This is a genomic window from Corynebacterium sp. SA-MJD20WY100 (genome assembly GCF_039822565.1).
Taxonomy (GTDB): domain Bacteria; phylum Actinomycetota; class Actinomycetes; order Mycobacteriales; family Mycobacteriaceae; genus Corynebacterium; species Corynebacterium phoceense_A.
Genome location: NZ_JBCJKS010000012.1, coordinates 16,509 through 29,958, shown reverse-complemented (window position 1 = coordinate 29,958; position 13,450 = coordinate 16,509). Strand labels below are relative to the sequence as shown.

The following is a 13,450-nucleotide window of genomic DNA, read 5'->3' as shown; positions in this document are numbered from 1 at the left end:
CATGCGCCGCATTCTCCTCGTCGTGGCCATCGCTGCCACGTGTGCTCTCGCCCCTCCCGTCCTCGCCCAAGAACCCGCAACGGCCTGCATGGTCCCGGCTCCCGGGGCAGGATCGCCCGCGCCCACCGCGCAACAAGCCGACTACCGTGCGCGGCTCCACGCCTTGGCGACGGGTCGCGGCGTGCGCGTCGCCGTCATCGACACCGGAGTCGCACGCCATGATCAGCTCGCCCGCTTGGAGTCCGGGCCGGACCTCGTCGCGCCGGATTCCCCGGACCCGCATCTCGACTGCGACATCCACGGCACCGTCGTCGCCGGCGTCATCGCCGCCCGCGACACTGGAATCGCACCGTCGGCCACTATCCTCTCCATTCGCCAGTCGAGCGCCCACTATCGTTCGGACGCGCGCGACGCCGAGGCCCGCGGCGCCGGTGATCTCGAGTCGTTGGCGCGCGCCATCACCGCCGCCGTCGAGGCCGACGCCGACGTCATCAACGTCTCCGTCGTCTCCTGCGTCGCCCCCGCCGTCGCGGCCAAGCTCACCACGCGCCCGCTCGATGACGCCCTACGCCGGGCCGAGGAATCCGGTGCTCTCGTCATCGCCGCCGCGGGCAACACCGGTGGCACGGACACAGGGTGTTCCCCCGGCGACGTCGTCTACCCTGCCCACGGCCCCACGGTTGTCTCCGTCGCCGCCGTAGAGGAACCCCGTGACCATGCGGATTACTCTCTTCCCGGACGCCTCGCGGCGCCGGGGACCGTGCCGCTGGGGCTGTCGCCCACTGGCGGATGGGCGCGCGGCGACGCAGCCTCTCCCCTGGCGCTTGCGGCCGACGAAGTGCAACCGCTCACCGGCACATCCTTCGCCGCGCCCGTCATCGCAGGCACCGCGGCCCTCCTGCGCGAGCGCTTCCCCGACGCCACCCCGGCGCAGCTGCGCGAACGCCTGCACGCAACAGCTCATCCGGGCTCTGGGTTCGTCGAGCCACTCGCTGCCGTGAGCGCCTCCGCACAACCACATGCTTCTGTACCGCGACCGGTGAGCGTGGCGACCCCACGGCGCACCGACACTGTCTCTCACCAACGTCTAGCATGGCTTGCGGCATTGTGCGCAGTCCTCGCCCTCGCTGCAGCGCTGGCCACTGCACTACGCCGTCCAGCTCCCTGAACTGCAAGTATGCACCCACGGATGGCATCGCACTCGACGTCCCCCAACCCTTCCGCGCTCGGCCAGCGTCTGACTTGGCCGCGCACGCCGACGACATCCTCAACGAAGCCGAAGCTCGTCCTGTTGTCTTGCCCCAGCCCGACGGACCACGAAGCCTGCGTGACCGAGCTGTGTGCCGCCGCAGCGAAAGACGACTGGTTGCTCCTTGTCTCCGACTACAACGCGTGGAGCGAGAATGCACTCGCACGTGCAGCAGGGCTCGATGGCTCCGTGGACGATATCCTCGATGACTGTCCACTTGTCCCGCGCCCTTAGTCTTTGTTCCCCTCATAGTTCAGAGCTGCCGCACGAGATAGCTCCGAGCCTTCAGGCAACAGGCGCACGATGGCCCAGGGCGCGCTGGCCGCGGCGTGCAAGCCGAGTGCTTCCCATTCGGCTTGCGAGGGGACGGCGTGGCGGGTGCCAGTGGCGGAGACGACGAGACGGCCGTGCCCCGTGTCCACGGCGACGCCGCCCGCGTCGAGACCGCCGAAGTGCGTGGCGACGGACTCACCGGCCAGCGGCACGAGGCCACCGGTCGGCCACGCGAAGCCGACGCCATTGCTCGTCGCGCACAGCCAGCGGTCGTCGGCGGGCGCGATGCGCAGCGGACGCATGGGCAGGTTCAGTGAAAGCCCCGCATCGGGCTGCGCGGCGACGTCATCCGCGGGGACGTCGCGCAGGCGCGCGCCGGAGGCGACGAGGACTTCGGCTTGCGCGGCGGTGAGCGGTGCGACGCCGTCATCCATGTGCGCCCACAAGCCTTGGCCGGAATCCCAGACCTCCGGGAGTTCATCGGGCAGCGCGAAGGCTGGCAGCTCCGGAACGGCATTGAGGAACTCCGGCGGCACCGCACGGCGCGGGGCGTCCGGCTCGATGCCCACGACGCGGGCGATGGTTGTCGCAAGCTCGTCCTCACCCAGCGGGCGCCGGCCATCCTCGGTGATGAGCCACGTGCGTCGTTCCGCCACGACGAGGGCGGCATCCTCGGGGCCAAGGAGACGCACGGGGTGCTGGGCGTGGACGATGGTGCGGCCGGTCGGCTCGCCGGCGGCGTCAATGGAGGTCACGAAAGCGACGGTGTCCTCGGGCGTGGGTTCCTGGCACAGCGCCCAGGGGGTGCTGGAGGGTGCGGGGTTGAGGAAGCCGGGGGCATCGGCAAGCCCGGCGGGCACACCGAGCGTTGCTGCTGCGAGGATATCGGGGCCGATGGGGGCGGCATCGGCAGGCGCACCGGTGAGCAGACGCGCCGAGGCGAGGTTGGGCACGGGGTGGAAGGTGCCGTCGATATTAGCGAGGACCTGGCCCTGCGCGGTGCGGACGATGGGTTGCGCGCCCGGATCCGGATTGGGCTGGAGCCAGGCAATGAGGCCGGCCCCCGCGGCGATAAGGACTGAGAGGCCCACGGAGATCCAGGCAGCACGGCTGCGGCGCGCGAGGGGATCGTGAATCATGCGAATATCGCCGAGGACGAGACCATGCTCAAGCCGTCGTTGCAGGAAACGGTGACCGGAAATTTGGGCTTTGGTGGTCGGTCGCAGACGCGCCATGGTGAACTCCCCCGAGTAACAATGCGATGTGCGCTCATCCTAACCCGGGGCGCGCTGGCCCGCTACTCGAGCGAGCGGCGGTTGCGGGCCGCCTCGGCGCGGGCGGCAAGATCCTCCGGCGCCGGGTAATCGACGCCGGTGAGCGACAGGCCTTTGGCGGGCGCCACCGGGCATGTATCCGAGCGTTGCGTCTCCCCGAGGAGCGCCGCAGCGAAATCGACGTCGCGGCGGCCCTCCCCCACCGCCAGGCAGCAGCCGACGAGGGAACGGACCATATTCCAGCAAAAAGCGTCTGCGGTGAGGTGGGCCTCGTAGAGCTCCGGCTCGTGCGGCGTTGAGACATCGTGCCAGGTGAAGGACTGCAGATCGCGGATCGTCGTCGCGTGCGGCTTGGGCCGGCAGAAGGCCGCGAAGTCGTGGAGGCCAACGAGCACAGTGGCGGCTTCCTGCATAGCGTCGATGTCCACGGCGTGGGGCCACATGGCCGTGTCGCGCGCGCGGGTGGGCAGCGGGCCCGCGGGGAACGTGGTGACGCGGTAGACGTAGTGACGGGTGAGAGCGGAAAAGCGCGCGTCGAAACCCTCAGGTGCGAACGTCACGTCGTGGACGCGGATATCGTCGGGCAGGAGTTTGGTCAGGCGCCGCACAAGGGTGGACGGATCGCCGTGGATGCTGCGGGACTCGAGCAGCGCGCGGGGCACGTCCGCGTGGGCGACCTGATGCGCGGAATGCACGCCGGCGTCGGTGCGGCCGGCGACGGTGAGATCGATCTCGGTCTGCGCGATGAGCGAGAGTTTCTCAGCGAGGACGCCTTCGACGGTGCGCAGCCCGCCTTTCTGCTTGGCCCAACCGTGGAAGTCCGTGCCGTCGTAGGCGAGGTCGAAACGCAAACGGACGGTATCAGGCGAGGGGGCAGTCATACTCCGGGATACTACCAATTCGGTGCGGCTGTACCGCGGCTGAGTAGGCATTCTGTGTTGCGGCTGAAAATTGTGGTGAAATTCCAATACTATTGCCAGCCAAAATGAATGCCATACTATGTGCCATGCCTCACGTGAGCACGCTCACGTGGCGTACGACCGACAATATTTCCCAATCGAAAGGAAACACGATGACGAAGTTCAAGAAGTTTGGCGCCTCTGTATCCGCCATCGCGCTTGCCGGCGCACTCACTGTTGCTGCACCGAACGCTGTGGCCGCAGACAACGGCAACCAGACCGGATCCTCCAACGCCGACAGCGACAAGGGCTCCTCCACTGGCGGCACCAAGGACGGCAACGGCTCCAGCGACGAGGAGCTGGCCAAGAAGTTCCCGACCCTGAGCTCCAAGGAGGGTGAGAAGCCGGATTCCTCCTCCGCTGAGGAGCAGGCACTGCTCGGTGTGGGCATCACCGCCGGCATCCTGGCTCTGGGCGCCGCTCTGTGGCCGCAGATCCAGCAGTTCCTGCCGAAGATGTAATTCTCCCGGGAATCCAGACTGCGCGCGACGACATCTCCGCAGACGACAAAGACCGCAACCCTTATTCAGGGTTGCGGTCTTTGCGTATGCGGGCTTTAGGCCCCGGGGAGATTAGTTCTCCTCGGTAGCCTCGGCCTCGGTGGCCTCCTCGGCCTCAGCGGCCTTGGAAGCAGCAGCGCGGGTTGCGCGGGTGGCCTCGGAGGAAACGGTCTCCTCCAGCACCAGGGCAATCTGGGACATCGGGGCGTTGTCGCCACGACGGTTGTCCAGCTTGATGGTGCGGGTGTAGCCGCCGTCGCGGTTTGCGAACTGCGGTGCGAGATCATCGAAGAGGTGAGCAACAACATCCTTGCGCGGGATGAGCTTGAGAACCTCGCGACGGTCGGCAATGGAGCCGCCCTTCGCCTTGGTGATGATCTTCTCGACGTACGGGCGAAGCATCTTCGCCTTAGCATCGGTGGTCTTAATCGCGCCGTGCTCGATGAGGCTGGCTGCCAGGTTGCTCAACAGGTGAGCCTGCTGCGCAGCGGAGCCGCCGAGACGGGCGCCCTTCTTCGGGGTAGGCATTGTGTACTCCTCGTGTGCTTTTTAAGTGTTAAGCGCGTTTAGTGATTATTTACTCGGATTCGCCCGCGGACGGATCCTTGAAGTCACCGGTTTCTGCGTCATAACCCTCAAGCTGGGTCGGGTCGAAGTCCTCAGGGGTGTCCTTGAGGGCTAGGCCCAAGCTGTTCAGCTTGATCTTCACCTCGTTGATCGACTTCTGACCGAAGTTGCGGATATCCAGCAGATCCGACTCGGTGCACTCAGCGAGCTCACCGACGGTGTGGATTTCCTGGCGCTTCAGGCAGTTGTAGGAGCGAACAGAGAAGTTCAGGTCCTCAATCGGCATGGAGTAAGCAGCGATGTACTCGGTCTCCTGCGGGGAGGGGCCGATCTCGATGCCCTCGGCAGCCGTGTTCAGCTCGCGCGCCAGGCCGAAGAGCTCGACCAGGGTGCCGCCGGCCGAAGCCAGAGCGTCACGTGCGGTGATCGAGTTCTTGGTCTCGACGTCGATGATGAGCTTGTCAAAGTCGGTGCGCTGCTCGACACGAGTAGCTTCGACCTTGTACGAGACCTTGAGGACCGGCGAGTAAATCTGGTCGACCGGAATGCGGCCGATCTCACCGGACGTCGGGGCGGCCGGGACGTAGCCGCGACCGCGCTCGACAACGAGCTCCATCTCCAGACGAGCAGTGTCGTTGAGGGTGGCGATGTGCAGATCCGGGTTGTGGATCTCAACGCCTGCCGGCGGCTGAATGTCGCCTGCAGTGACCTCGCCGGCGCCTTCCTTGCTCAAGTACATCACGACCGGCTCGTCAGAGTCGGAGGAGAGCACGAGGCCCTTGATGTTGAGGATGATCTCGGCCACGTCTTCCTTGACACCGGAGATCGTGGTGAACTCGTGGAGCACACCGTCAATCTTGATGGAGGTCACTGCTGCGCCCGGGATGGACGACAGCAGCGTGCGACGCAGCGAGTTGCCGAGGGTGTAACCGAAACCCGGCTCGAGCGGTTCGATGGTGAACTTGGAACGAGCCGAGTCGATAACTTCCTCGGTGAGCTGAGGACGCTGGGAAATGAGCATGGAACTTCTCCTTGTCGACGCCCGCTATTTGACGTCGGTAGAGGGTGAATATGTGGGTTAGACGAAGGGTTACTTCGAGTAAAGCTCGACGATGAGCTGCTCCTGCAGCGGGATGTCGATCTGAGCGCGCTCGGGCAGCTGGTGCACGAGGATGCGCAGGGTGTCGGGAACGACCTGCAGCCATGCCGGAACGACGGCATCAACAAGGCGATCCTGAGCGTCTTCGAACCATTCCATCTTCTTGGAGCGGTCACGGACATCGATGATGTCGTACTGGGTGACCTGGAAGGACGGAACGTTGATCTTCTTGCCGTTCACGGTGAAGTGACCGTGGGAGACAAGCTGGCGAGCCTGGCGACGGGTGTTGGCCAGACCTGCACGGTAGACCACGTTGTCGAGACGAGACTCGAGCAGGATGACCAGGTTGTCACCGGTCTTGCCCGGACGACGGTTGGCCTCTGCGTAGTAGCGACGGAACTGACGCTCCAGCACACCGTAGGTGTACTTTGCCTTCTGCTTCTCCTGGAGCTGCAGCAGGTACTCAGATTCCTTGATGCGGTTGCGGCCTGCCTGTCCCGGGGGGTACGGGCGGCGCTCAAACGCCATATCTCCGCCGACGAGGTCGACGCGCAGACGGCGGGACTTACGAGTTGCTGGGCCGGTATAACGAGCCATGAGTTTTTACCTCTATCCTTTCTGTCTGCTTAGACCTTGCGGCGCTTGGTCGGACGGCAGCCGTTGTGCGGCTGGGGGGTGGCATCCGTGATCGAGGAAACCTCGAGGCCTGCAGCCTGCAGGGAACGGATGGCGGTCTCGCGGCCGGAGCCCGGACCCTTGACGAAAACGTCAACCTTCTTCATGCCGTGGTCCATGGCCTTGCGGGCAGCGGACTCAGCAGCCATCTGAGCTGCGAACGGCGTGGACTTACGGGAGCCCTTGAAGCCGACGTGACCGGAGGACGCCCAGGAGATGACAGCACCGGACGGGTCCGTGATGGACACGATGGTGTTGTTGAAGGTGGACTTGATGTATGCGTGGCCCTGGGCCACATTCTTCTTTACGACGCGACGGCCAGTACGACGCGCGCCGGAACGAGTCTTCGGAGGCATGTATTACTTCTTCTTTCCTGCGATCGTCTTCTTCGGGCCCTTGCGGGTACGAGCGTTGGTCTTGGTGCGCTGACCGCGGACCGGGAGGCCACGACGGTGGCGAATGCCCTGGTAGCAACCAATTTCAATCTTGCGACGGATGTCAGCCTGAACCTGGCGGCGGAGGTCACCCTCGACCTTCCAGGTAGCTTCGATGACGTCACGCAGAGCGGCAACCTGATCATCGGTCAGGTTGTCGGTACGCAGGTCCGGAGAGATACCAGTCTTCTCCAGCAGCTCGGCGGCGCGAGCCGGACCGATGCCGTAAATGTAGGTCAGTGCGATCTCCATACGCTTGTTACGCGGGAGGTCAACACCAGCGAGACGTGCCATGTGGCGTGTCCTTTCGGGTTGTTACGGTGGTTTTCTCCCTATCCGTCCCACACACCGTTCACGCTTCGCCCGGTCCGTGCCGGGAACTGTGGGTAAACGCTACTGTGCGGGCTCTGGCCACCGCGGCCTGAGGTGCACGGACGACCAAAGCGCGAGCTCACGCTCGCGCACAGTGATGGTCGCCTTGGGTAAGGAGGCTTAATTTCTGTGTTTACTTGTAGCGGTAGACAATGCGTCCGCGGGTCAGGTCATAAGGGGACAGCTCCACGACCACGCGATCCTCAGGAAGGATGCGGATGTAGTGCTGACGCATCTTGCCCGAGATGTGAGCAAGAACCTTGTGTCCGTTGTCGAGCTCGACACGGAACATTGCATTCGGCAGGGGTTCGATGATTCGACCCTCGACCTCGATTGCGCCTTCCTTAGCCATAACCTCTACTTTTCTAGGCCCGGACAAGTACGCCGTGGCCTGCATGTTTGTATCTACTGCGGTGGTGCGTCAACCCGCGTGCAAGCACGCGCGCATACACCAACGTTCAATAATACGCATGAACGACACGAAAACCAAATAAACGCCGAGCGCACGAGGCGCTAGGCGTTCGCAGCTCACGCCGCGCAGTGACAAAGACTAGTAGATGAAGACCTTGTCGCCTACCTGCAGGTCGTTCCAGTAAGCCAGGGCGTCCTGGTGCTGCAGGTGGATGCAGCCGTGGGAATCATACGCCGGGGAGCCCTCGTGGAAGGCGTGGCCGGTGTTGGTGAAGTAGATCGAGTACGGCATCGGCGCGTTGCCAAACTCGCGGGAAACTTCGTCCTTGACCTTGTACTGCACAGAGAAGGTGCCACGCGGGGTGGCCAGCTCCGGGGTGCGAGCGCCGGAGGAGATCCACTCGGCGACATGGGTGACGTTGCCGTTGTCGTCCTGCAGCCAGGAACGGTTGCGATCGATATCGACGCATGCGTCAGCGTCACGCGGGCAGGGGCCGCGGTCGAACTCGTTGCGCTTGCGCTGCTCCTCGGCAATGCGAGCGGCTTCCTGAGCGGCGGCCTGCTCGCGAGCAACCTGTGCGGCGTGCTCGCGCTCGAGGCGCTCCTGCTCTGCGCGAATCTCAGCGTTCTTGCGGGCGACGAGACCCGGGAAGACGGCGTTGACCGTGTTATCGACGGCCTGCTCGAGGACCGGAATAACCTGCGGGTTGTTGATGGTCTTGATCTGCTTGATGAGATCGTTGCGCTGCGCCCATGCCTGCTCTTCGCTCAGGCCCAGGAACTTGCCAATCTGAATCTGCGAGGACATCTGCTCCACGGACGGAGCGGCAGGAAGAGTCTGAGCGCCGGCAGCGGGGGTCGCCAAGAGGGATAGGGAGACGGCCGCGGCCGCGAGCGGCGCGGCGACCTTCGTCAGCTTGATTTTCGACATGCTGGCAGTATAGACCGAAACCTAGCAGTGACATAGCCAGGGAATTAGTTTTCGCTGGGATTTTTTAAGACCAACTGCCTGAAGCCCAGTTCATAGCTGAAGTCGGCGTGGTTGAACTTAATAGCGCGGGGTGAGGATACGGGGGCCCTCCGCCGTCGCGGCAACGGTGTGCTCCCAGTGCGACGCCCACGAGCCGTCGGTGGTGACCACGGTCCAGTCGTCGTCCAGCACTTCGTTGTCCTCCGTGCCCAGCGTGAGCATGGGCTCGATGGCAAGGACGGAGCCCTCCATGATGAACGGACCGCGACCGCCACGCCCCTCGTTCGCGAGATACGGGTCCTCGTGCATTTCACGGCCAATGCCGTGTCCGCCATAGCCATCCACGATAAAAAGCTCGGTCTCGAACTTCAGCTCAGCATCATACGTCGCCTGCTCCAGCGCGTGCGAGACGTCCGTGAGCCGGTTGCCCGGCACCATGGCCTTGAGTCCTTCCATGAGCACCCATTCCGTCGCCCTATTCAGGGCGTCGGCGCGGGGGCCTAGCTTTCCGATGCCGAATGTCCAGGCGCTGTCTCCTACCCACCCGTCCAGCGTGGCCCCGCAATCAATCGAGATGAGATCGCCGTCTTCGAGAACCACGTCGGCCGAGGGGATGCCGTGGACGACGACATCGTTGACGGAGGCACAGATGGACCCAGGGAATCCGCCGTAGCCCTTGAACGTCGGGATAGCTCCGGCGTCGCGAATGGTGGCTTCGGCAAGCTCATCGAGCTCCAGCGTCGACATGCCAGCCTTCGCAGCGGCCTTGACGGCCTGGAGAGTGCGGCCGACGATCTCTCCGGCTGCCTGCATGGCATCCAGCTCGCCCGGGGTGCGGGCGACCATCTTTTTGTGGCGACGTGCCATGATGTGGGGTCCTTTCTGGGAGGGGTGAAAACTGCGCAAGCGCCAGGGTATATCTCCCTGGCGCTTGACTGCTGCGTCTTCGGCTTACTTGCCGATGGCAGCGAGGGTCCGAGCGTTGATGTCTTCAACGGTGCCCTCTGCCTTGACGGTGATGATCTGGTCACCGTAGTGCTCGATGAGCGGGAAGGTCTCGTCGCGGTAGACGCCGAGACGGGTGCGGATGGTCTCCTCGTTGTCATCGGCGCGGCCGCGGGCCAGCATGCGCTCAACGACGACGTCCTCAGACACCTCGTAGTTGATAACGCCGTCGAGCTCGAGGCCCTTGTCGGCGAGCAGCTTGGTGAGGATCTCGGCCTGCTCTACGGTGCGCGGGAAGCCATCGAGGAGAAAGCCGTTGGCGGCGTCGTCCTGGTTAAGGCGATCCTCAACCATGCGGGCGGTGACGTCCGTGGGGACCAGCTTGCCGGCATCAATGTAGGACTTCGCCTCGACGCCCAGCGGGGTGCCCTCGCCAATGTTGGCACGGAACAGGTCGCCGGTCGAGATGTGCGGGATATTCAGCTTCTCGCTGAGGATAGCTGCCTGGGTGCCCTTGCCAGCGCCGGGAGGGCCGAGGAGTACGTAACGCATTACTTGAGAAGTCCTTCGTAGTTAGATTGCAGAAGCTGGGACTCGATCTGCTTGACGGTGGTCAGTGCAACCGAGACCATAATCAGGATAGCCGTACCACCGAACGCGGACATGCCGTTTGCGGAATTGTTGCCAACACCAAGGTCGAGCAGGATGTTCGGCAGGATGGCGATGGTGGCCAGGTACAGCGAGCCGACGAACAGCAGGCGGTTCATGACGAAGCCGAGGTATTCCGCAGTGGGGCGGCCCGGGCGAATGCCCGGAATGAAGCCACCGTAGCGCTTCATGTTGTCTGCCTGCTCGTTTGGGTCGTACTGCACAGAAACGTAGAAGTACGAGAAGAAGATGGTGAGCACGAAGTACGCCACGATGTACTGCCAGGAGCTCGGCGCCTGCAGGTGCGCGATAACATTGCGCTGCCACCAGTTATCCGGCACCGTTGCAGAACCGGAGTTGACGATCTGCGTGATGAGCACCGGCATATAAATGAGCGAGGACGCGAAGATGACCGGGATAACGCCGGCCTGGTTGACCTTGAGCGGCAAGTAGGTGGAGGAACCACCGTACTGGCGACGGCCGACCATGCGCTTGGCGTACTGCACAGGAATGCGGCGCTGGCCCTGCTCGATGAAGGTGATGCCCACAACGAGGACGATGAGGCCGACGGCAATCATCGCGAAGACGAGACCACCGTTGTTCTGGAGGATGTTAACGCCATCGGTAGGCAGGCGGGTCGCGATACCCGCGAAGATGAGCAGCGACATACCGTTGCCAATGCCCTTCTCCGTGATGAGCTCGCCCATCCACATGACGAGCACGGCGCCCGAGGTCATGGTGATAACGAGCAAGATGAGCGTAAAGATGTTGCGGTCCGCGGTAAGGACCTCAACGCCCTGGCCCAGCAGCTGCTGGCGGTCAGCGAGCGCCACGATGCCTGAGGACTGCAGCAGCGCCAGAGCGAGCGTGAGGTAACGCGTGTACTGCGTCATCTTCGCCTGTCCGGACTGGCCTTCCTTCTTGAGCTGTTCGAAGCGCGGAATAACCACGGTAAGCAACTGCACGATAATCGACGCCGTAATGTACGGCATAATGCCGATGGCGAAGATGGACAGCTGCAATAGCGCACCACCCGAGAAGAGGTTGATGACCGAGTACAGGTTGCCCTGCTCCTCAGTTAAGGTACGCAGTCGACCGGCGATCGACGCGTAGTCGACGCCCGGGGACGGAATCTGCGCGCCGACACGGTAGAGGATGATCATCACGAGAGTGAAGATGATCTTCTTACGCAGGTCGGCGTCCTTGAAGGCCTGGAAAATGGCGGACACTACTTTTATCCTCCTGCCCACTCGGCAGCGCGCCGCATCTGCACAAGGCGATGCGGAGATCCGAGAGGGGGAACTCATCTGCCCCGGCAGGTTCTCTTATAGGAGCTCGCCGCGCGAAGGCGACGGGCGGCCGATAAGAGGGCCTCTAGGGACGGTTGAAACTTATGACCCCACTACCCTACCAGCCGTGTCGGGCGGTGCCACAATATGTCGGCACAAAATCTCACCCTATGATCCGCCAGGATTCCGCCGCCGGATACATCGGCGGTGCCACATTCACCAACGAAGCTTTCGATACCCCGCTCGTAGGGATTTTTGGCAGAACGCCTGCGCATCCCAACCTTCGATGACAGTCGACGGCTTACCTGGTGCACCCTCACACTTACACCGTGACGCGAAACCGCCCGTTCCAACTCCTCCTGCTACCGGTATGGGCACGTGCCGGTAATGGAAGGATTCCCACTTCTAACGTTGAGCCCGCAGCGGGCTACAGTAGTTACGACGGCTGCGGACGCTGTCGCGAATGTGAGGAGCATATATGTCATTGTGGGCAACGCTCGGCCCAGCACTAGTCGCATCCATCGCGTACGTTGATCCCGGCAATGTCGCCGCCAACATCTCGGCTGGCGCGCAGTTCGGCTACCAACTCACGTGGGTGCTCGTCGTGGCCAACCTCATGGCCATGTTTATCCAATATCAATCGGCCAAGCTGGGTATCGTCACTGGCGCTTCGCTCACCGAGGTTCTCGGTGATCGTCTGCCCCGCGTTGGGCGCTACGCTTTCTGGGCGCAGGCTGAGTTCGTCGCCGCCGCCACCGACCTCGCCGAAATCATCGGCGGCGCCATCGCTTTGCAGCTCCTCTTCGATCTTCCGCTGCTGCTTGGGGCGGTTATCACTGGCGCCATCTCCCTCGGGCTACTTGTCTTCCAGCGCGGCCGTTCACTCTTCGAAAAGACCGTCGTGGGTCTCCTCATCCTCATCTCCGCCGGTTTCCTCGCGGGGCTCTTCGTTAATCCACCCGATGCTTCCGATACCGCCGCCGGCCTCATCCCGCAGCTCCACGGCCGCGAATCCATTGTGCTCGCCGCCTCGATGCTCGGTGCCACCGTGATGCCGCACGCGATTTATCTCCACTCCGCCCTAGTCAAAGGCCATGGCTCCGACAATATCGATCACCTGCTCGCGCACACCCGCCACAGCATCATCATCGCCCTCAGCGTCGCAGGCGCGGTCAACGTCGGGCTCCTGCTCCTCGCTGCGGAGAGCCTGCCCGATGTGCCCGGCACTGACACCATCGCCGGCGCCCACGGCGCCATCGCTGCTCACCTTGGCAACGTCGTCGGCGTACTCTTCGCGCTCGGGCTCTTCGCCAGTGGTTTGGCCTCGACTTCCGTGGGAACGCTCGCAGGTTCTGAGATTATGTCTGGTCTGCTCGGTGCCCACATCCCCGTAGTTGTGCGGCGCACTGCGACTCTCGTTCCGGCGTTTATCATCATCGCCGTTGGTGTCGAGCCTTCCACCGCGCTCATCATCAGCCAGGCTGTGCTCTCACTCGGTATCCCGTTTGCGCTCGTTCCGCTCATGCGCTTCGTGAGTGCCCCGGCCATCATGGGTCGCTGGGCTGCCGGGCGATGCTCGCGCGCCGTCGCCGTTGTACTTTCCGCCGCAGTCATCACGCTCAACCTCGCCCTCGTGGCCACAGCTTTCAACTAGACCCTAGCCGATAGAGGTGGTGCAAGGGCGCAGCACGAATTGGACTCATCACCTCGCAGATCTGGGCTCGCTTCTGCACTGCCCTTGTATCGCGATCTTGATCACTGAATAGTCATGTTTGCGCGACTTAT

General features: G+C 63.4%; 16 protein-coding genes. 4 read left to right on the top strand and 12 right to left on the bottom strand.

The genetic code is table 11. The annotated features are described in order from the left end of the window. Position 1: 1 nt before the first annotated feature. Positions 2-1,168, top strand: coding sequence for a S8 family serine peptidase (locus ABJ196_RS07845; protein ID WP_347305966.1), 1,167 nt, complete (start codon positions 2-4; stop codon positions 1,166-1,168). Between the two features lie 21 nt (positions 1,169-1,189). Then, complete coding sequence (locus ABJ196_RS07840) at positions 1,190-1,483, top strand: hypothetical protein (RefSeq protein WP_347305964.1); 294 nt, start codon at positions 1,190-1,192, stop codon at positions 1,481-1,483. Here the strand turns inward: ABJ196_RS07840 and eccB are convergent. Continuing rightward, complete coding sequence (eccB, locus tag ABJ196_RS07835) at positions 1,480-2,757, bottom strand: type VII secretion protein EccB (protein WP_347305962.1); 1,278 nt, start codon at positions 2,755-2,757, stop codon at positions 1,480-1,482. The genes ABJ196_RS07840 and eccB overlap by 4 nt on opposite strands. 62 nt (positions 2,758-2,819) lie before the next feature. After that, positions 2,820-3,677, bottom strand: coding sequence for a tRNA pseudouridine(38-40) synthase TruA (gene truA / locus ABJ196_RS07830; RefSeq protein ID WP_347305960.1), 858 nt, complete (start codon positions 3,675-3,677; stop codon positions 2,820-2,822). A gap of 125 nt (positions 3,678-3,802) precedes the next feature. Between truA and ABJ196_RS07825 the strand changes: the two genes are divergently transcribed. Then, a complete protein-coding gene (locus tag ABJ196_RS07825; RefSeq protein WP_347305958.1) occupies positions 3,803-4,216 on the top strand; it encodes a hypothetical protein in 414 nt (137 codons plus the stop codon). Between the two features lie 111 nt (positions 4,217-4,327). On the opposite strand, the gene rplQ is transcribed toward ABJ196_RS07825, so the two are convergent. The 10 genes from rplQ to secY form a co-directional block, all read right to left on the bottom strand. Further along, entirely contained in the window at positions 4,328-4,783 is a 456-nt protein-coding gene (gene rplQ / locus ABJ196_RS07820) for a 50S ribosomal protein L17 (protein WP_257035889.1), read from the bottom strand. Between the two features lie 49 nt (positions 4,784-4,832). Next, a complete protein-coding gene (locus ABJ196_RS07815; RefSeq protein WP_066486281.1) occupies positions 4,833-5,843 on the bottom strand; it encodes a DNA-directed RNA polymerase subunit alpha in 1,011 nt (336 codons plus the stop codon). 69 nt (positions 5,844-5,912) lie between these two features. Then, entirely contained in the window at positions 5,913-6,518 is a 606-nt protein-coding gene (gene rpsD, locus ABJ196_RS07810; RefSeq protein WP_066486284.1) for a 30S ribosomal protein S4, read from the bottom strand. 29 nt (positions 6,519-6,547) lie between these two features. Further along, complete coding sequence (gene rpsK / locus ABJ196_RS07805; protein WP_066486287.1) at positions 6,548-6,952, bottom strand: 30S ribosomal protein S11; 405 nt, start codon at positions 6,950-6,952, stop codon at positions 6,548-6,550. A 3-nt stretch (positions 6,953-6,955) separates the two neighbouring features. Further along, positions 6,956-7,324 carry a 30S ribosomal protein S13 gene (rpsM, locus tag ABJ196_RS07800; RefSeq protein WP_066486295.1) on the bottom strand — a complete coding sequence of 123 codons (369 nt, stop codon included), beginning with the start codon at positions 7,322-7,324 and terminating at the stop codon, positions 6,956-6,958. Between the two features lie 211 nt (positions 7,325-7,535). Next, entirely contained in the window at positions 7,536-7,799 is a 264-nt protein-coding gene (gene infA, locus ABJ196_RS07795) for a translation initiation factor IF-1 (protein ID WP_181734625.1), read from the bottom strand. A 153-nt stretch (positions 7,800-7,952) separates the two neighbouring features. After that, positions 7,953-8,744: a L,D-transpeptidase gene (locus ABJ196_RS07790; RefSeq protein WP_347305953.1), complete on the bottom strand. Its 792-nt coding sequence runs from the start codon at positions 8,742-8,744 to the stop codon at positions 7,953-7,955. A 117-nt stretch (positions 8,745-8,861) separates the two neighbouring features. Continuing rightward, positions 8,862-9,650, bottom strand: a complete 789-nt coding sequence (gene map / locus ABJ196_RS07785; RefSeq protein WP_347305951.1) for a type I methionyl aminopeptidase — start codon at positions 9,648-9,650, stop codon at positions 8,862-8,864. Positions 9,651-9,734: 84 nt separating this feature from the next. After that, on the bottom strand, positions 9,735-10,280 hold the full coding sequence (locus ABJ196_RS07780; protein ID WP_347305949.1) for an adenylate kinase: 546 nt from the start codon (positions 10,278-10,280) through the stop codon (positions 9,735-9,737). Next, positions 10,280-11,605, bottom strand: coding sequence for a preprotein translocase subunit SecY (gene secY / locus ABJ196_RS07775; protein WP_257053390.1), 1,326 nt, complete (start codon positions 11,603-11,605; stop codon positions 10,280-10,282). Before secY ends, ABJ196_RS07780 begins: the two co-directional genes overlap by 1 nt. Before the next feature lie 538 nt (positions 11,606-12,143). Here secY and ABJ196_RS07770 point away from each other — a divergent pair. Continuing rightward, positions 12,144-13,319 carry an Nramp family divalent metal transporter gene (locus tag ABJ196_RS07770; RefSeq protein WP_347305947.1) on the top strand — a complete coding sequence of 392 codons (1,176 nt, stop codon included), beginning with the start codon at positions 12,144-12,146 and terminating at the stop codon, positions 13,317-13,319. Positions 13,320-13,450 lie beyond the last annotated feature (131 nt).